The organism is Aliihoeflea sp. 2WW (assembly GCF_000497755.1).
GTDB lineage: Bacteria > Pseudomonadota > Alphaproteobacteria > Rhizobiales > Rhizobiaceae > Aliihoeflea.
On record NZ_AYOD01000015.1, the window covers coordinates 225,977 to 243,622 of the forward strand.

The 17,646-nt window shown below is 65.0% G+C and carries 16 protein-coding genes; 5 read left to right on the plus strand and 11 right to left on the minus strand.

Translation table 11 applies throughout. The annotated features are described in order from the left end of the window. Nucleotides 1–197: 197 nt before the first annotated feature. On the minus strand, nucleotides 198–2,825 hold the full coding sequence (gene leuS / locus ALII_RS0110065; RefSeq protein ID WP_024587196.1) for a leucine--tRNA ligase: 2,628 nt from the start codon (nucleotides 2,823–2,825) through the stop codon (nucleotides 198–200). Nucleotides 2,826–2,921: 96 nt separating this feature from the next. Between leuS and ALII_RS0110070 the strand changes: the two genes are divergently transcribed. The 3 genes from ALII_RS0110070 (at nucleotide 2,922) to ALII_RS0110080 (ending at nucleotide 4,348) form a co-directional block, all read left to right on the plus strand. Beyond that, on the plus strand, nucleotides 2,922–3,581 hold the full coding sequence (locus ALII_RS0110070; protein WP_024587197.1) for a YggS family pyridoxal phosphate-dependent enzyme: 660 nt from the start codon (nucleotides 2,922–2,924) through the stop codon (nucleotides 3,579–3,581). Between the two features lie 69 nt (nucleotides 3,582–3,650). After that, nucleotides 3,651–3,914 (plus strand): type II toxin-antitoxin system Phd/YefM family antitoxin, encoded by a 264-nt coding sequence (locus tag ALII_RS0110075; RefSeq protein WP_024587198.1) that lies wholly within the window; start codon nucleotides 3,651–3,653, stop codon nucleotides 3,912–3,914. Continuing rightward, complete coding sequence (locus ALII_RS0110080; RefSeq protein ID WP_024587199.1) at nucleotides 3,911–4,348, plus strand: type II toxin-antitoxin system VapC family toxin; 438 nt, start codon at nucleotides 3,911–3,913, stop codon at nucleotides 4,346–4,348. Before ALII_RS0110075 ends, ALII_RS0110080 begins: the two co-directional genes overlap by 4 nt. Here the strand turns inward: ALII_RS0110080 and ALII_RS0110085 are convergent. Continuing rightward, nucleotides 4,323–4,595: an usg protein gene (locus ALII_RS0110085; RefSeq protein WP_024587200.1), complete on the minus strand. Its 273-nt coding sequence runs from the start codon at nucleotides 4,593–4,595 to the stop codon at nucleotides 4,323–4,325. The genes ALII_RS0110080 and ALII_RS0110085 overlap by 26 nt on opposite strands. Nucleotides 4,596–4,858: 263 nt before the next feature. Between ALII_RS0110085 and acs the strand changes: the two genes are divergently transcribed. Further along, nucleotides 4,859–6,814, plus strand: a complete 1,956-nt coding sequence (gene acs, locus ALII_RS0110090) for an acetate--CoA ligase (protein WP_024587201.1) — start codon at nucleotides 4,859–4,861, stop codon at nucleotides 6,812–6,814. Nucleotides 6,815–6,914: 100 nt separating this feature from the next. Here acs and rpmE read toward each other — a convergent pair whose 3' ends face one another. Next, nucleotides 6,915–7,136 (minus strand): 50S ribosomal protein L31, encoded by a 222-nt coding sequence (gene rpmE, locus ALII_RS0110095; protein WP_024587202.1) that lies wholly within the window; start codon nucleotides 7,134–7,136, stop codon nucleotides 6,915–6,917. 201 nt (nucleotides 7,137–7,337) lie between these two features. Between rpmE and ALII_RS0110100 the strand changes: the two genes are divergently transcribed. Beyond that, complete coding sequence (locus ALII_RS0110100) at nucleotides 7,338–9,140, plus strand: ABC transporter transmembrane domain-containing protein (RefSeq protein WP_024587203.1); 1,803 nt, start codon at nucleotides 7,338–7,340, stop codon at nucleotides 9,138–9,140. 154 nt (nucleotides 9,141–9,294) lie between these two features. On the opposite strand, the gene ALII_RS0110105 is transcribed toward ALII_RS0110100, so the two are convergent. From ALII_RS0110105 to ALII_RS0110140, 8 genes are all read right to left on the minus strand, one after another. Further along, a complete protein-coding gene (locus ALII_RS0110105) occupies nucleotides 9,295–10,443 on the minus strand; it encodes an amidohydrolase (RefSeq protein ID WP_024587204.1) in 1,149 nt (382 codons plus the stop codon). A gap of 20 nt (nucleotides 10,444–10,463) precedes the next feature. Continuing rightward, nucleotides 10,464–12,110 (minus strand): FAD-binding dehydrogenase, encoded by a 1,647-nt coding sequence (locus ALII_RS0110110; protein ID WP_024587205.1) that lies wholly within the window; start codon nucleotides 12,108–12,110, stop codon nucleotides 10,464–10,466. A gap of 20 nt (nucleotides 12,111–12,130) precedes the next feature. After that, a complete protein-coding gene (locus tag ALII_RS0110115) occupies nucleotides 12,131–13,162 on the minus strand; it encodes a peptidoglycan -binding protein (protein WP_024587206.1) in 1,032 nt (343 codons plus the stop codon). A gap of 1 nt (nucleotide 13,163) precedes the next feature. Then, complete coding sequence (locus ALII_RS0110120; RefSeq protein WP_024587207.1) at nucleotides 13,164–14,189, minus strand: MotA/TolQ/ExbB proton channel family protein; 1,026 nt, start codon at nucleotides 14,187–14,189, stop codon at nucleotides 13,164–13,166. Between the two features lie 114 nt (nucleotides 14,190–14,303). Beyond that, entirely contained in the window at nucleotides 14,304–15,095 is a 792-nt protein-coding gene (locus ALII_RS0110125) for an inositol monophosphatase family protein (RefSeq protein ID WP_024587208.1), read from the minus strand. 168 nt (nucleotides 15,096–15,263) lie between these two features. Continuing rightward, nucleotides 15,264–15,830: an elongation factor P gene (efp, locus tag ALII_RS0110130; protein WP_024587209.1), complete on the minus strand. Its 567-nt coding sequence runs from the start codon at nucleotides 15,828–15,830 to the stop codon at nucleotides 15,264–15,266. A gap of 82 nt (nucleotides 15,831–15,912) precedes the next feature. Further along, a complete protein-coding gene (locus ALII_RS0110135) occupies nucleotides 15,913–16,950 on the minus strand; it encodes a tetratricopeptide repeat protein (protein WP_081718961.1) in 1,038 nt (345 codons plus the stop codon). After that, nucleotides 16,940–17,587 (minus strand): thiamine phosphate synthase, encoded by a 648-nt coding sequence (locus ALII_RS0110140; RefSeq protein ID WP_024587211.1) that lies wholly within the window; start codon nucleotides 17,585–17,587, stop codon nucleotides 16,940–16,942. The genes ALII_RS0110135 and ALII_RS0110140 overlap by 11 nt, the downstream gene beginning before the upstream one ends. Nucleotides 17,588–17,646: the final 59 nt, after the last annotated feature.

The following is a 17,646-nucleotide window of genomic DNA, read 5'->3' on the forward strand; positions in this document are numbered from 1 at the left end:
CTCCGTCACGCGCCTTCATCGCCGAACGGGATGACGCGGCCATGACATTCTTGCAAGAATGAGTCTGGTAACAAAAAGTTCCTGAATAACAGCTAACGTGTAGATAGCCTTCGCTTCTCGAACGCAATCGCAGGTCGAACCGTTTCAGAAGCACCCGACCGGCGGACGCCCACAGGCGCCCGCCTTGTTGGGCCAGCTCAAGCTACAACGTTCACGATCCGCTGCGGCACGACGATGACCTTGCGCGGCGCCTTGCCTTCGAGCGCCTTCTGCACGGCGTCGAGCGCGAGCGCCGCAGCTTCCACGGCCGACTGGTCCGCGTCACGCGCGATCGTCAGATCGCCGCGCTTCTTGCCGTTGACCTGAACCGGTAGGGTTATTTCGTCATCGACCGTCAGCGCCGCGTCGAATTGCGGCCAGCGCTGATCCGCGACCATTCCCTCGCCGCCGAGCGCCGCCCAGCATTCTTCCGCCAGATGCGGCATCATCGGCGCCACCATCACCAGCAGCTTGTCGAAGGCGTCGCGCAGCGCCGCCTTGTCCGCGTCGCTCGCTGACGCCAGTCCCTGTACGCGCGGCGCCAGAGCGTTGACCAGTTCATAAAGCCGCGCGACGGCCTTGTTGAAGCCGAGACGTTCGATGTCGGCGCCGACGGCCTTCACGGTCTTGTGCGCGAGCTTGGAAATGGCTGCCGCTTCGCCGTCCCGTGCGGGTTCGCCCGAAACGCCCTTCAGCGTCTCCGAAGCCTCCGATACCAGGCGCCAGACGCGCTGCACGAAGCGATGCGCACCCTCGACGCCCGCTTCCGTCCAGATCACGTCGCGGTCCGGCGGCGAATCCGACAGCATGAACCAGCGCGCCGTGTCCGCACCATAGCTGGCGATGATGTCGTCCGGGTCGACCACGTTCTTCTTCGACTTCGACATCTTCTCGATCGAGCCGATGGCAATGTCCTCACCGGTCGAAATCAGCGTCGCACGTCGCGCGCCATCGACTTCCTCCAGCTTCACCTCAGCCGGCGTCACCCAGCCCTTCGCACCGCGATAGGTCTCGTGCACGACCATGCCCTGCGTGAAAAGCCCCTCGAACGGCTCCTCGACCACGTTCAAATGCCCCGTCGCCTTCATCGCGCGGGCGAAGAAACGCGAATAGAGCAGGTGCAGGATCGCGTGCTCGATGCCGCCGATATACTGGTTGACCGGCAGCCAGCCATTCGGTCCGTCGACATGGGCGAGATCGGTCGGCTGGTCCTCGTTCCATGGATCGGTGAAGCGGGCGAAATACCACGAGGAATCGACGAACGTGTCCATCGTGTCGGTGTCGCGGCGCGCGTCCTTGCCGCAATTCGGGCAGGCAGCGTGCTTCCAGGTCGGATGGTGGTCGAGCGGGTTGCCCGGTTTTTCGAACGAGACCTCGTCGGGCAGCCGCACTGGCAATTGATCGGCCGGCACCGGCACCGCGCCGCAATCGTCGCAATGAATGACCGGGATCGGGCAGCCCCAGTAGCGCTGGCGCGAGATCAGCCAGTCGCGCAGGCGGAACTGCACCTTGCGCTGCGCCTGCGGACGGTTGCCGAGCGTCGAGGATTCCAGCCGCGAAGCGACCTCTTCGAACGCATCCTTCGGCGCCATGGCGTCGAGGAAGCGCGAATTGATCATCACGCCGTCGTCCGTATAGGCCTCGTCGATGATCTGGAAATTCGCCGCATCGCCGTCGCGCGGCATCACCACCGGCACGACCGGCAGTCCGTATTTGTTGGCGAAGTCGAGGTCGCGCTGGTCGCCCGACGGGCAGCCGAAGATCGCGCCGGTGCCGTAGTCCATCAGGACGAAATTCGCCACGTGCACCGGCAGCGTCCAGCTCTCGTCGAAGGGATGGACGACGCGGATACCGGTGTCGAAGCCCTTCTTTTCCGCCGTCTCGATCTCCGCGGCGGACGTGCCGCTGCGCTTGATCTCCGCGATGAAATCCGCCAGCGCAGGATTCTTCTCCGCCGCCTTCTTCGCCAGCGGATGGTCGGCCGCGATAGCCATGAAGGACGCGCCGAAGATCGTGTCGGGCCGGGTCGTGTAGACTTCGAGCTCGCTCTCGCCTTCGGGAGCGGTCTCCGAATCCAGCTTCCAGCGAAGCTGCAGGCCTTCCGAGCGGCCGATCCAGTTCGACTGCATCAGCTTGACCTTCTCGGGCCAGCGATCGAGCGTGTCGAGCCCGTCGAGCAGGTCCTGCGCCATCGAGGTGATCTTGAAGAACCACTGCGTCAGGTCGCGCTGTTCGACCAGCGCGCCGGAGCGCCAGCCGCGCCCGTCGATCACCTGCTCGTTGGCAAGCACGGTCATGTCTTCGGGGTCCCAGTTGACCTTGGCGTTGCGGCGCTCGACGAGGCCACCTTGCCAGAAGTCGAGGAACATCTTCTGCTGGTGCTTGTAGTAGCTCGGGTCGCAGGTCGCGAATTCGCGCGCCCAGTCGAGCGACAGGCCCATCGTCTTCAACTGGCCCTTCATCGTCTCGATATTGGCATAGGTCCAGTCGCGCGGATTGACCTTGTTGTCGCGCGCGGCGTTCTCGGCCGGCAGGCCGAAGGCGTCCCAGCCCATCGGGTGCAGCACGTTGTATCCCGCCGCCCGCTTGTAGCGCGCCACCACGTCGCCCATCGCATAGTTGCGCACATGGCCCATATGGATGCGCCCCGAAGGATAGGGGAACATCTCGAGCACGTAGTATTTCTCGCGCGGATCGTCGTTCTGCGTGGCAAAGAGCTTGGCCTCGTCCCAGGCCTTCTGCCATTTCGGTTCGCTTGCGCGCGGATTGTATCGTTCGGTTGCCATGACCTGCTTTTCGCCGGATAAGGTGCTCGAAAATTCGACCGGTCTTCACCACGGATAAGGTGAAAGATCAACTCTATGTGGAGTATCGAAGCCCATATGTCCGACGCCGTCGCCCGTCTCGCCGAAGTTCGAGCCAAAATCACCAGAGCATGCGAAGACGCCGGACGGTCTCACGAGGTCACGCTCGTCGCCGTTTCGAAGACCTTCGAGGCCGAAGCGATCCGCCCCGTCCTCGAAGCCGGCCAGCGCGTGTTCGGCGAGAACCGCGTGCAGGAAGCGCAAGGCAAATGGCCCGCTCTGCGCGACGCCTTCCCCGATTTCGAACTCCATCTGATCGGCCCGCTGCAGTCTAACAAGGCAAAGGAAGCCGTCGCCCTCTTCGACGTCATCGAGACCGTCGACCGCGAGAAGATCGCCGCTGAACTAGCGAAGGAAATGGAAAGGCAGGGCAGACGCCCGCGCCTCTACGTCCAGGTCAACACCGGCCTCGAAGACCAGAAAGCCGGCATCGATCCGCGCGAGACCGTCGCTTTCGTCAACCGCTGTCGCGAAACCCACGGCCTCGCCATCGAAGGCCTGATGGCGATCCCGCCCGCAGACGAAAACCCCGGCCCCCACTTCGCCCTCCTCGAAAAGCTCGCCCGCGAATCCGGCGTCCAAAAGCTCTCCATGGGCATGTCCGGCGACTACGAGACCGCAATCCAGTTCGGCGCGACCTCGGTCCGCGTCGGGTCGGCGATCTTCGGGAGCAGGTAAGGGCGACTGGCAGCGACGGGCGGTCGGTGCTATATAGCTAGCCAGTCTAGCTAGCTTTGGACGTGCTTGATGAACTGGCAACTTCAGGACGCGAAGAACCACCTTTCGAAGGTTGTTGAGAAGGCTCTCACCGAGGGCCCACAGACGGTGACGCGCCGTGGGAAGCGAACCGCTGTTGTGCTGTCCGTCGAGGAATACGATCGGCTGACGAAGGACAAGGACAGACCGTCGTTCATCGAACACCTCCTGTCGGGCCCCGAGTGGCCGGATGACATGTACGAAGAAGTCAACCGCCGTTCGAAGACGCCCAGCAGACCGCCGATCGACTTTTGACTTATCTCCTGGACACCAACATCGTTTCCGACTTGCGCAAGCGACGCGCACCGGTCGTGCAATGGATATCCGACAAGACTTCCGCCCAGTTGTTCATCAGCGTTCTCACGCTGGGAGAAATCGCACGCGGCGTGACGATGAAAGCGCGCCGCGACCCCGCCTCGGCAGCGCACCTGGCCGCATGGCTCGAACGCACACGAACGACCTTTGCGGATCGCGTAATCGAGGTCTCCGAAGACATCGCGGTGGAATGGGGCCGACTTTCGGTTGCACGCACTCGCGGCGATATCGACGGGCTCATCGCGTCGACAGCCATCGTCCACGGCCTGACCATTGTCACGCGCAACGTTGCTGACTTCACGGATGCCGGCGTCCGCCTGGTCGATCCCTGGAATCTCGGACCATCCGTCAGTGAATCACCAACTCCCCGCTGACATTCCGCCACTCGTTCGGCGAGATCAGCTTCTTGTGCGTGTAGCTCACCGAATGAAGCGGTCCGTCGAGCTTTTCGCGCCAGAAGTCGAGGAAGCGGAAGAGTTCGGGGAATTTCGGCGCTAGATCGTAATGTTGCCAGATGAAGGTCTGCAGCAGGCCGGGATGATCCGGCATCCGGTAGAGGATCTGCGCCGTCGTCAGGCCGTAGCCTTGGAGCATCAGCTCCATTTCACGTGTACGTTGCATGGTTCGCACCCCGCAGTCGCATATGAAGCAGGGTCAGTGTGCGGCCCAAAGGCTTAACCGTCCACTTATCACGGCGTCGTTCAAGCGAAATTTATCACTTTGAATCAGATGCTTGGCAGCGTCGCGAGCGGAGTGCTGCCTACCTTGCGATAGAGACCCACGCCGCACCCATCGTCTAATGTTGTGCCTGCGGCCCAAATGCTAATAATGCCCGCATCTTGAGCGGCCGTGCCCGCAAAACAATCCTGATCGGGAGGAACTGCATGTCCGAGGTGAAAGTCCATCGCGTCAAGCCGGAGTGGAAGAAGCGCGCCCTGATCGACAGGGACACCTATGAGAAGTGGTACAAGGACTCGATCAAGAACCCGGAAAAATTCTGGGACAAGCACGGCAAGCGGATCGACTGGTTCACGCCCTACACCAAGGTCAAGAACACATCCTTCGACGGCAAGGTTTCAATCAAGTGGTACGAAGACGGCCGCACGAACGTCTCCTACAACTGCATCGACCGCCATTTGAAGAAGCGCGGCGATCAGGTCGCCATCATCTGGGAAGGCGACAACCCGTATGACGACAAGAAGATCACCTACAACGAGCTCTACGCCCATGTCTGCCGGCTCGCCAACGTCCTGAAGGCGCGCGGCGTCAAGAAGGGCGACCGCGTCACCATCTACATGCCGATGATCCCCGAGGCGGCCTACGCCATGCTCGCCTGCGCGCGGATCGGCGCGATCCATTCGGTCGTCTTCGGCGGCTTCTCGCCCGATGCCCTCGCCGGCCGCATCGTCGATTGCGAATCGACCTTCGTCATCACCGCCGACGAGGGTCTGCGTGGTGGCAAGACGATCCCGCTCAAGGAAAACACCGACAAGGCGATCGACATCGCGGCCAAGAATCACGTCATGGTCAAGAATGTGCTGGTCGTGCGCCGCACCGGCGGCAAGATCGGCTGGGCCGAGGGCCGCGACCTCTGGTATCACGACGAGGTGCGCGCGGCGAAGCCGGACAGCAAGCCGGAAAAGATGAAGGCCGAGGACCCGCTCTTCATCCTCTACACCTCCGGCTCGACCGGCAAGCCCAAGGGCGTGCTCCACACCACCGGCGGCTACCTCGTCTACGCGTCGATGACGCACGAATACGTCTTCGACTACCACGAAGGCGATATCTACTGGTGCACGGCGGATGTGGGCTGGGTCACCGGTCACTCTTACATCATCTATGGTCCGCTCGCCAACGGCGCGACGACGCTGATGTTCGAGGGCGTGCCGAGCTATCCCAATGCCGGCCGGTTCTGGGAAGTCATCGACAAGCACCAGGTCAACATCTTCTACACGGCCCCCACCGCCATCCGCGCGCTGATGGGCGCGGGCGACGACCATGTGAAGCGCTCCTCGCGCAGGTCGCTGCGCCTGCTCGGCTCGGTTGGCGAGCCGATCAACCCGGAAGCGTGGGAGTGGTACTACAACGTCGTCGGCGACAAGCGCTCGCCCATCGTCGACACCTGGTGGCAGACCGAGACCGGCGGCATCCTCATCACGCCGCTCCCCGGCGCCATCGACCTGAAGGCCGGCTCGGCGACGAAACCCTTCTTCGGCATCCAGCCGCAGCTCGTCGACAATGAGGGCCAGGTGATCGAAGGCGCGGCCGACGGCAATCTGTGCATCACCGATTCATGGCCTGGCCAGATGCGCACGGTCTATGGCGACCATGAGCGCTTCATCCAGACCTACTTCTCGACCTACAAGGGCAAGTACTTCACCGGCGACGGCTGCAGGCGCGACGCCGACGGATACTACTGGATCACCGGCCGCGTCGACGACGTGCTCAACGTCTCCGGCCACCGCATGGGTACGGCGGAAGTCGAATCCGCCCTCGTCTCCCACGACAAGGTCTCGGAAGCCGCCGTCGTCGGCTACCCGCATGATCTCAAGGGCCAGGGCATCTATTGCTACGTCACCCTGATGGCCGGCGAGGCAGGCAATGACGATCTGAAGAGGGAACTTGTCGCCCATGTCCGCAAGGAGATCGGCCCGATCGCCTCGCCCGACAAGATCCAGTTCGCCCCCGGCCTGCCGAAGACCCGCTCCGGCAAGATCATGCGGCGCATTCTCCGGAAGATCGCCGAAGACGATTTCGGCGCGCTCGGCGACACCTCGACGCTGGCCGATCCCGCCGTCGTCGACGACCTCGTCTCGAACCGCCAGAACAAGAAGAAGTAGCGGAGTGCGCGCCGCCTCGCCGGGCGGCGCGGCTCGCCAGGCCACCAACAAAAAAACCCGCCTTGCCGGCGGGTTTTTCGAACTGAACTTCGCGTCCGGCTTAGATGCCGAGATTGGCGAACTTGTTCTTGAACTTGGAGACGCGGCCGCCGCGATCGAGCATCGACTGGTTGCCGCCGGTCCACGCCGGGTGCGTGCTGGGGTCGATGTCGAGGTTCATCGTGTCACCTTCCTTGCCCCAGGTCGAACGGGTCATGTACTCGGTGCCATCGGTCATGACGACCTTGATGCTGTGGTAGTCGGGGTGGATATCGGCTTTCATCGGTCTTGTCCTAATGTCTCGATCGGGAGCACGGAGCCAATGCCTGCGGCGATTGCGCCCGCTCCGGGCACTTGAAGCTGCGACCGTCAGGGTCTACGGCTTCGAAAAACGTCGGCTGGCCTATACAGGAGCCGAATTTGAATCACAAGAGCGCGCCGGCGAAATCGCAAACAGCGCCGGCCCGCGGACGCCGAGGACACCATGAGACCCGCAGACGCTGAAGCCGAAGCCCGCCGGCGCTCGCTTCGCCCCTTGCGCACCATGCTGCCCTACATGCTGCGCTATCGCGGCAAGGTTGCGGGCGCGCTGTTCTTCCTGTCGCTGGCGGCACTGACGACGCTGACGCTGCCGCTTGCCGTGCGCCGGATGATCGACCACGGTTTCACCGGCTCCGACGACCAGCTTATCACCAATTACTTCTCGATGCTGATCGTCATCGCGGTGGTGCTCGCCGCCGCCTCTGCCGGGCGCTACTATTTCGTCATCACACTCGGCGAGCGCGTCGTCTCCGACATGCGCCGCGACGTTTTCGCCCATGTCGCGCGCCTGTCACCCGGCTTCTTCGACACGGTGCAGTCAGGCGAAATCATATCCCGGTTGACCGCCGACACGACGCAGATCAAGTCCGCCATGGGCGCGACCGCCTCGGTCGCGCTGCGCAACGTCATTCTCGGCACCGGCGCGCTGACGATGATGGTCGTCACGAGCCCCAAGCTCTCTGCTCTCGTCATCGCCGCGATCCCGCTCATCGTGCTGCCGCTCGTCGCCTTCGGCCGCTCGGTCAGGGCGAAGTCGCGCCACGCGCAGGACACGCTCGCCAACGCCACCGCCTATGCAAGCGAGCAGATCGGCTCGGTACGCACGCTCCAGGCCTTCACCAACGAGGCACTGGTCACGGGTCGCTATTCGAGCGCCGTCGAGGAAGCCTTCGAGGCCGCGCGGCTTTCCGTCTTCGCCCGCTCCTTCCTCACCTTCTTCGCCATCCTGACGATCTTTTCGTCTATCGTCGGCGTGCTCTGGTTCGGCTCGCGCGACGTTCTGACCGGCGAGATGAGCCCCGGCACGCTGTCGCAGTTCCTGCTCTACGCCGTCTTCGCCGCCGGCGCGCTCGGCGCCTTGTCGGAGGTCTGGGGCGAGCTTTCCCAGGCCGCCGGCGCGGCCGAGCGACTGACCGAACTCCTGGCCGAGGAACCGCACGTCGCCGAGGCGGCCAGCCCCATTCCCCTGCCCGTCCCGGCGCGCGGCGAGGTTGTCTTCTCCGACATCTCCTTCGCCTACCCAGTCCGCCCCGGCCAGTCGGCCATCCAGTCGCTCGATTTCACGGTGCAGCCGGGCGAGACGGTGGCCATCGTCGGCCCGTCGGGCGCCGGCAAGAGCACGATCTTCTCGCTTCTCCTGCGCTTTTACGATCCGTCCGCCGGCGCGATCCTCGTCGACGGCGTCGACATCCGGCAGGCTTCGCTCGACGACCTGCGCGCGCGCATCGCCATCGTGCCGCAGGACGTGACGATCTTCGCCGCGACCGCCGCCGAGAACATCGGCTTCGGCCGGCCGGGCGCGAACCGCGCCCAGATCGAGGCTGCCGCGCGCGACGCCCACGCCGAAACCTTCATCCGCAACCTCGACGCCGGCTTCGACACCGAGCTTGGCGAGCGCGGCGTTACCCTTTCCGGCGGCCAGCGCCAGCGCGTCGCCATCGCCCGCGCCATCCTGCGCGACGCGCCGATCCTGCTCCTCGACGAAGCCACCTCCGCCCTCGACGCCGAAAGCGAGACGCTGGTCCAGGCTGCATTGGAGCGCCTGATGGAAGGCCGCACCACGCTCGTCATCGCCCACCGGCTGGCGACCGTCCTCAAGGCAGACCGCATCCTCGTCATGGATCAGGGCCGCATCGTCGAGACCGGCACGCATGAAAGCCTGGTGCGTCAGGGCGGCACCTACGCCCGCCTCGCCAGCCTGCAATTCGACGCCGGCGCCGAGGCGTTCAGAAGGGCTGCGGAGTAGGGATCGACCTGCAGGTCATTCCCCCACGCCCCCTCCGTCCCCTCGGGCCACCTCCCCCGCTTCGTAAGGGAGGATCAAGGTCGCGGCCATTCTCGACGGCAAATCCTCCCCCGTTCACGGGGGAGGTGGCCCGAAGGGACGGAGGGGGCGCACATCACCCCAGCAGATTCCTCGCCGTCCGCATGAATATCCGCGCCCCGATCGGAATCAGATCGTCGGGAAAGTCGTAATCCGGATTGTGCAGTTGCGGGTGGTTCTCGCCGGCGCCTAGAAACAGCATCGCCGACTTCGCTCGCCGCCCGAAATGACCGAAATCCTCCGATGCGCGCATCGGCAGCTCGGCCTCGTCATGAGAAATACCTTCCGCGTCCATCGCCGCGCGCAGATGCGAGACGGCTTCCGGCGCGTTGAGGCTGGCGACGAAAATCTCGTGATAGTCGATTTCACAACCGAGCGCGGCCCGCCCTGCGGCATCCTTCGCCAGGGCCTCGGCGGAGGCGACGAGATCGGCCATGCGCTCGTCGAGCCGCGTACGCAAGGTCACCCAGACTTCCGCCCGCCCCGGCGCGATGCCGAACACCGCCTCGCCCATCGAGACATGCGTCACCGTGACCATCGCGAAATCGTCTTCCGAGAACCGCCCGCCACCGAGCGCGGCGAGCTTCGGCATCAACTCAGTCACCGCCGGCATTGGCGACGTGCCGGTCTCCGGCATCGAGGAATGCGCGGTCTTGCCGGTCAGGACGATCCGCATCCCGCGCGAGGCGCAATTGACGACGCCCTCCTTCAACCGCACATGCCCGAGTGGCGTTCCGGGCAGATTATGCAGCGAAAACGCGAAGTCGGGCAGGATCGCATCGTAGCGCGGATCGGCAACGACGCCGGCCGCACCCGCGCCCGTCTCCTCCGCCGGCTGGAACATCAGCACCACGCGGCCCTTTGCCGGCCGTTCGCGCCCAAGCTGGCGCCCGAGCGCGGCGAGGATCGTCGTATGCCCCTCATGGCCGCACATATGCGACTTGCCGGGCACTTTCGAGCGGTGCGGTACGTCGCCGAGTTCCTCGATCGGCAGCGCGTCGGTCTCGGAGCGGAAGAGCACGGTCGGCCCGGGCCTGCCGCTGTCGTAGACGACCGCGACGCCGTGCCCGCCGAGCCCGGTCAGGATTTCGTCGGGCTCGGTTGGCGTCAGGAAGGACACGACCTCGCGCGCCGTCTCTTCCTCCTCGCCGGAGATTTCCGGCTGCTCGTGCAGCTTGCGCCGCCAGGCCGTCAGTTCCGCGATGTCGCTATTGGTCAGTTGCATGAAATTGTCCCTGCTCGAAATCATTGCGCCGCCTTGCGCCCCGCCGCGCGGCCCGAAAAGATGCAGCCGCCGAGAAACGTGCCTTCCAGCGCGTTGTATCCGTGATAGCCGCCACCGCCGAAGCCCGCCGCCTCGCCGATGGCGTAGAGCCCTTGAATCGGCTCACCCGATCCGTCCAGCACGCGCGCGTCGAGGTCGGTATGGATGCCGCCTAGCGTCTTGCGGGTGAGGATGTTGAGCCGCACCGCGATCAGCGGCCCGTTCTTCGGATCGAGGATTTTGTGCGGCCGGGCGGTGCGGATCAGCTTGTCGCCCAAATAGGCGCGCGCGCCGCGAATGGCGGTCACCTGCGCATCCTTGGCAAACGGATTGTCGATCTGCCGGTCGCGCGCCGCGATCTGCGCCTCCATCCGGTCATGGTCGATCAGTTCCTCGCCGACGAGCCGGTTCATGCCCGCGACGAGTTCGCCGAGCGAGGACGAGACGATGAAATCCTCGCCATCGCGCTTGAACGCCTCGACCGGCGGCGGTGCGCCCTTGCCGCGCCGGCTCTTGACCACCTGCAGCCATTCGCCGGAGGTCAGGTCCGGGTTCTGCTCCGAGCCGGATAGCGCGAATTCCTTCTCGATGATCTTCTGCGTCAGCACGAACCACGAATGGTCGCGCCCGGTCGACAGGATGCGCTTCAGCGTCGAAAGCGTATCGAAGCCCGGCATGCAGGGCGCCTCGAGCCGCGCGCCGAACGCATCGAACCACATGGAGGACGGCCCCGGCAGGATGCGGATGCCATGGTTCGGCCAGATCGGCGACCAGTTCTTCAGGCCTTCCGTATAGTGCCACAATCGGTCCGCGTTGATCACCGACGCGCCCGCGTCACGCGCAATGCCGATCATACGCCCGTCGACATGGTGCGGCACCCCGGCGACCATGCTCTTCGGCGCCGGCCCCAATCGCTCGACCGGCCAGTTCTTGCGCACCAGTTCGAAATCGCCGCCGATCCCACCCGAGGCGACGATCACCGCGCCGGCGGACACCTCAAAGTCGCTGACGCTTTCACGCGACGATTTCTCCCCGCGCCCGACCGTCGACGGCGCCAGCACCTCGCCCGCAACGCCCGTCACCGCACCATTGGTCTTGATCAGCCGGCTCGCCCGATGGCGGAACTTCAAACTGATTCGCCCAGCTTCGACATGCGCCCGCACGCGTCGCTCGAACGGCGCGACGACGCCCGGCCCCGTGCCCCAAGTCAGGTGAAATCGCGGCACCGAATTGCCATGCCCGGTGGCCAGCGCCCCTCCGCGTTCGGCCCAGCCGACGACCGGAAACCAACGCATTCCCATCTGGTGCAGCCAGCTTCGCATCTCGCCTGCGGCGAAATCGACATAGGCTTCGGCGACCGTTCGCGGCCACCGATCCTCGTCCCGGTCGAACGCAGCCGAGCCCATCCAGTCGGACAATGCCAGTTCGTGGCTGTCGCGAATCTTCATGCGCCGCTGCTCGGGCGTGTCGACCATGAACAGGCCGCCGAGCGACCAGAAGGCCTGTCCGCCGAGCGAGTTCTCGCCCTCTTGCTCGAGGATCACGACGCGCTTGCCGCGATCGCCGAGTTCGGCCGCCGCGACCAGCCCCGCCAGCCCGCCGCCGACGATGATCACGTCGCAATCCATGCCGTGCCTCCCGTTGCGGACTATCTTTCGGTGAGCTTCAGTTCGATGCGCCGGTTGCGGTCGCGCGCCTGCGGCGTGTTGGTCTCGTCGAGCGGCTGGAACTCGCCGAACCCGGCCGCCACAAGCCGCTCGGCCGGCACGCCGTTGGCGACGAGGAACTTGACGACCGAGATCGCGCGCGCCGCCGACAGTTCCCAGTTGTCGCGGAACCGGCCGGTGCCGGACAGGGGAATGTTGTCCGTATGGCCGTCGACGCGCAGCACCCAGTTGATTTCCGGCGGAATCTCGCGCTGGAGATCGAGGATCGCATCGGCAAGCTTGGCCATTTCCTCCTCGCCCGCCGGATTGATGACGTCCGCGCCGGTAGCGAACAGCACTTCCGACTGGAAGACGAAGCGGTCGCCAACGATGCGGATGTTCTCGCGATCCGAAAGAATTTCACGCAGACGCCCGAAAAAGTCCGAGCGGTAGCGGTTCAGTTCCTGCACGCGCTGCGCGAGCGCCACGTTCAGCCGCCGCCCCAGATCGGCGATCTTGGCGTTCGATTCCTGATCGCGTGCCTCGGAAACGTCGAGCGCAGCTTCGAGCGCGCCGATCTGGCTGCGCAGCGCGGCGATCTGCTGGTTGAGGAGTTCGACCTGGGAAAGCGCGCGCTGCGAGACCTGCCGCTCCTCGTCGAGTTCGCCCGACAGCGAACCGATCTGCGCCTCGGCCTCCGCGCCGGCGCCCGATCCCGCATCGAGAAGCTGCTGGAGGCGCGAGCGTTCGCTCTCGGCATCGGAGAGCGACGCCTGCAGCGAGGACAACGCGTCCTCCATGTCCTGGCTGCTCGACTGTTCGAGCGCCAGCAATTGCGTCAGTTCGTTGATCTGCGCATTGAGCCGGATCAGGGCCTGGTCGCGGCCGCTGATCTCCTGGGAGAGAAGGAACTGCGCCAGCACGAACACCGACAGCAGGAACATGATGGCGAGCAGAAGCGTCGACAGGGCATCGACGAAGCCCGGCCAGTAATCGACGTTGCGCTGGCTGCGCCTGCCGCGCGCGAGCGCCATGTCAGCTCTTGTCCTGCTTTTCGAGCGCGCCGGCGATGCGGTCGAGCGTGGCGCGCAGTTCGCGCTGCTCGGCGGCCTGGCTTTCCACCCAGTCGCGCATCATCTGTTGCTCGGAGCGCATGTTCTTGACGAGGCCCGAAATGCCGTCGGCAAGGTTGGCCATCGCGGCCGCGACGCGCGGGCTCGACCCGCCGCCCTGCTCCTGCATGGTGCGAAGCCGCTCCGACATCGCCTTGATCTCCTCGGCCGAGCCTGCCCGGGACGGGTCGGCGACCGCCATGTCGGAGCCGAGGTCGGTCACAGAAGAGAGCCAGTTTTCCAGCTCGATGTAGAACCGGTTCTGCGCGCGGCCTGCCTGCAGGTCGAGGAAACCGAGCACGAGCGAGCCCGAAAGGCCGAACAGCGAGGACGAAAACGCCGTGCCCATGCCTTCGAGCGGCGCAGACAATCCTGCCTTGAGCGAATTCAGGACGTCGTTGGTATCGCCCGAGCCCGGATCGAGCGACTGGATCGTGCTGCCGATCGAGCCGATCGTGCCGAGCAGGCCCCAGAACGTGCCGAGGAGGCCGAGGAAGACGAGCAGCCCGATCAGATAGCGCGAGATGTCGCGGCTTTCGTCGAGGCGCGTCGCGATCGAATCGAGGATCGAGCGCAGCGAATTCGTCGACAGCGCCATGGTCTGCGAGCGGCCGAGCAGCGTCTTCATCGGCGCCAGCAGCACCGGCTCGGTCTCGGCCGATCCGGCGCGGAACGAGTTCACCCATTTGACCTCGCGGAACAGCCGGATGACCTGGCCGAAGGCGAGCAGGATGCCGATCAGGAGCACGCCGAGAATGAGGCCGTTAAGGCCCGGATTGGTCTGGAAGGCCGACGATATCTGGCGATAGAGGATGGCGGCGATGAAGCCGACGATCGCCAGGAAGATGATCATCGAAAAGAGGAAGACCTGGGGGCTGGACAGGCCACGCGGATCGTAATCCGCGTCCTCGGCCGCGCTGTCCGCACCCAGGGTTCTGAAAAAGGCCATGCCTTGCGCCCCGGATTCGTGCCGCATTTCAATCGTTCACGACTGTAAACGCAATCATGGCGAAATTGAAAGAACGCGAACCGCCGAATGCGGGGGACGACCCTCGATACGAGCCTAGACGGGCTTCGCGAGAGTTTTCAGCAGCGCCTTGTGGATCAGTTCGTTGCCGGCGACGATCGAGCCGCCCGAAAGCACGTCCTGTCCGCCGGTGCGGTCGGAGGTGAAGCCGCCCGCCTCGCGCACGATCAGCATGCCCGCCGCCATGTCCCAGGCCGACAGCCAGTCTTCCCAATAGCCGTCGACGCGGCCGGCAGCGACATAGGCGAGGTCGAGCGAGGCGGCGCCCATGCGGCGGATGCCAGCGACTTCGCCCATCACATTGCGCAGGTCGACCAGCGCCTTGCCGTGATGGCCGCGCCCAAGATGCGGAATGCCGGTGGCGATCACCGCGTCGGAGAGCTTGGACCGCGCCGCGACGCGCAGCCGCCGGTCGTTCATGAACGCACCGCCGCCGCGCTCTGCGGTGTAGAGCTCGTCCATCGCCGGGTTGTAGACCACGCCGGCGACGACTTGGCCCTGACGCTCGAGCGCGATCGAGACGGCGAAGAGCGGGATGCCGTGCAGGAAGTTGGTGGTGCCGTCGAGCGGATCGACGATCCAGGTGTGCTGGCCGTCATCGCCCTCGATCGCGCCGCGTTCCTCCATCAGGAAGGAATAGCCCGGCCGCGCGCGCGACAGTTCGGCGTGGATGATCTCTTCGGCCTTGCGATCGGCCTGGCTGACATAGTCGCCCGGCCCCTTGAGCGAGACCTGCAAATTCTGCACCTCGCCGAAATCGCGCGACAGCGACCGCCCGGCCTTCATCGCGGCCTGGACCATCACGTTGAGAAGTGCAGAGCGTGCCATCAGAAAATTCCAAAGTTGGGCGCGAGCCGGGTGCGCCGGGATTTTGGGCGGGGCGAGGCGAAAATGGCTGATCGCGAGAACCGGAGCGGAGCGTACATCAGTACGTGAGCACCGGAAGCGCAGCGAGCAGCCATTTGCAGGCCGTCCCGGCCGAAATAGCGGTGCAGCCTAATCGGCGCGGCGCACGTAGGTGATCTCATTCGTATCGACGACGATCTTCTCGCCCGACGAGATGAAGGGCGGGACCATGACGCGGACGCCGTTTTCCATCACCGCAGGCTTGTAGGAAGACGCTGCCGTCTGGCCTTTGACGACCGGATCGGCCTCGGCAATGGTCAGCGTCACATAATCGGGCAGCGAAATGCCGATCGGCTTGTCTTCGTAGAGCTCGACCGTCACCTTCATGCCGTCCTGCAGGAAGGCCGCGCGCTCGCCGACGAAGTCCTTGAGAAGTTCGAGCTGCTCGTAGCTTTCGTCATCCATGAACACCAGCGCTTCGCCCTGCTCGTAGAGATAGGAGAAGTCCTTCTGCTCGAGGCGGACCTTCTCGACCGTCTCGGCGGCGCGGAAGCGCTCGTTGAGCTTGGTGCCGTTGATGAGGTTCTTGAGCTCGACCTGGTTGTAGGCGCCGCCCTTGCCGGGCTTCACCGCATTGGTCTTGACCGCGACCCACAGCCCGCCATCGTGTTCGATGACATTGCCGGGACGGATTTCATTGCCGTTGATCTTCGCCATGATCGTCTTTCGCAAGATGGGGAAATGGGCGCGCGGCCGCAATTGCGGCCTCCAAGACCATAAAACGGTCCGTCAGGCAAGGCTAAGGCTGATCTTCCTCGCCGTTCTGCGCGTCGGGATCGGCAGCAGCTTCGCCGTCCTGCGGCTCCTGCAGGGCCGCCGGGCCAGAACTTCCCCGCTCGATATCGGCCATGCGGGCGCCGGCCTGTTCGAGCTCCGCCTCGGTGAGGCCGGCGAGGTGATCCTCCATCACCGGATCGACCAGACCTTCGCGCTTGGCCAGCATGTACCATGCCGCCGCCGCGATCGGATCGCCCTCGACGCCCATCCCTGCCCAGTAGAGCTTGGCCAGCCGGTTGCGCGCCGCGACGTTGCCGCCTCTGGCCGCAAGTTCGATCCAGCCGAAGCCCGTCTCCATGTCGCGCGCGCCGCCGACGCCTTCGACGAGCCAGGAGCCGAGTTCGACCTGCGCGGTGTCGAAATTCTGCTGCGCGGCCCGGACGAGCCAGCCGCGCGCGGCATCGAAATCGGGCTCTTCGCCCTGCGTCAGCATCAGCGCAAACGCGTATTGCGCATCGGCGAGGCCGGCGCGCGCCGCGCGCTCGAAATAGACCAGCGCCTCGCGCTCATCCGCTTCGTTGCCGGCTTCGTTGATCAGGAGCTGGCCGAAATTGAACTGCGCCATCGGATTGCCGGCATCGGCCGCGGCCTTCATCAGATCATTGGCGCGCGTGCGGTCGCGCGGCAGGAATTCGCCGTCGATCAGCATCAGGGCGGTCTGGAACTGCGCTTCGGGCACGCCCTGCTCCGCCGCCGCCTCATACCATCTGGCGGCCTGCTCGCCGTCGCGGCGAACGCCCAGCCCGCGCGCATAGATTTCGGCGACCAGCGTCTGCGCCGCCTTGTCGCCGGCCTCGGCGCGCGGCAGGGCGAGCTTGAGCGCAGTAATGTAGAGCCCGCGCTGATAGGCGCCATAGGCCTGGTCCGGCTCGCGCCCGCCGAACCGGCTTGGCGCGACTTCGGACGCCTGCGGCCCGGTCACCTGCCCGCCATCCTGGGCGAGCGCAGGCGTCGCCAGCGCGACGATGATCAAAAGCGCGAAGAGCCGATCATTCCTCATCGAGACGCGGCGCCCTTTCGTCCAGAAGCGCATTCAGCGCTGCGACCCGCGCGGCGGGATCGTCATGGGCGAACACCGCCTGCTCGACGGCGACGAAATCGACGCCAGTCTCGGCCACGACCGCTACGCTCTCGTCGGACGAGCCAGCCATCACGATACAGGGCACCGCGACCATCTCGCCCCACCACTCGCCGAGCGAAAGGTTGCGCGGATGCGCCTCCGGCTTGGTATCGTAGCCGAACCGGCCGAAGAACATGTAGTCGGGCTGCGTCTCGCCGAATTCCAGCGCGTCGTCGCGTGTCTTCACGCCGCCGGTGCCGACCATGATCTTGCTGCCGTGGCGCTCGATCATGTCGGCGAGGTCGGCCTTCGAGCCTTCGAAATGCAGCCCGTCCGCCTTGGCCCGCATGGCGACCCGCGCATCGCCCTCGACGATGACGGCGACGCCCTTGTCCTGAATCGCCGGCGTCACGCCTTCGACGAAGGCGAGGTAGTCCTGCTCCGAACGCGCGCCGCGCGGAAGCATGACCGAAGCGACGTCGCCGCCGGCAATGGCCGAAATGATGGCGGCATCTACATCGCCCGAAGAGGGCGCGATCAGGACGAGGCGGCAGCGATTGGGAACGGCGTCTGGCATTGCACTCTCTCAGGCGTGGACGCCGATTTGGCGCGCGATCTTGTTGTGATTGCGGCATA

Bases quoted from the DNA above. Each gene is read 5' to 3' on its own strand.
- ALII_RS0110100 (WP_024587203.1), top strand. From the start codon at position 7,338: ATGAGACCCGCAGACGCTGAAGCCGAAGCCCGCCGGCGCTCGCTTCGC.
- rpmE (WP_024587202.1), bottom strand. From the start codon at position 7,136: ATGAAAGCCGATATCCACCCCGACTACCACAGCATCAAGGTCGTCATG.
- ALII_RS0110110 (WP_024587205.1), bottom strand. From the start codon at position 12,110: ATGGATTGCGACGTGATCATCGTCGGCGGCGGGCTGGCGGGGCTGGTC.
- ALII_RS0110070 (WP_024587197.1), top strand. From the start codon at position 2,922: ATGTCCGACGCCGTCGCCCGTCTCGCCGAAGTTCGAGCCAAAATCACC.
- ALII_RS0110105 (WP_024587204.1), bottom strand. From the start codon at position 10,443: ATGCAACTGACCAATAGCGACATCGCGGAACTGACGGCCTGGCGGCGC.
- efp (WP_024587209.1), bottom strand. From the start codon at position 15,830: ATGGCGAAGATCAACGGCAATGAAATCCGTCCCGGCAATGTCATCGAA.
- ALII_RS0110135 (WP_081718961.1), bottom strand. From the start codon at position 16,950: ATGAGGAATGATCGGCTCTTCGCGCTTTTGATCATCGTCGCGCTGGCG.
- acs (WP_024587201.1), top strand. From the start codon at position 4,859: ATGTCCGAGGTGAAAGTCCATCGCGTCAAGCCGGAGTGGAAGAAGCGC.
- ALII_RS0110075 (WP_024587198.1), top strand. From the start codon at position 3,651: ATGAACTGGCAACTTCAGGACGCGAAGAACCACCTTTCGAAGGTTGTT.
- ALII_RS0110120 (WP_024587207.1), bottom strand. From the start codon at position 14,189: ATGGCCTTTTTCAGAACCCTGGGTGCGGACAGCGCGGCCGAGGACGCG.
- ALII_RS0110125 (WP_024587208.1), bottom strand. From the start codon at position 15,095: ATGGCACGCTCTGCACTTCTCAACGTGATGGTCCAGGCCGCGATGAAG.
- ALII_RS0110140 (WP_024587211.1), bottom strand. From the start codon at position 17,587: ATGCCAGACGCCGTTCCCAATCGCTGCCGCCTCGTCCTGATCGCGCCC.
- ALII_RS0110115 (WP_024587206.1), bottom strand. From the start codon at position 13,162: ATGGCGCTCGCGCGCGGCAGGCGCAGCCAGCGCAACGTCGATTACTGG.
- leuS (WP_024587196.1), bottom strand. From the start codon at position 2,825: ATGGCAACCGAACGATACAATCCGCGCGCAAGCGAACCGAAATGGCAG.
- ALII_RS0110085 (WP_024587200.1), bottom strand. From the start codon at position 4,595: ATGCAACGTACACGTGAAATGGAGCTGATGCTCCAAGGCTACGGCCTG.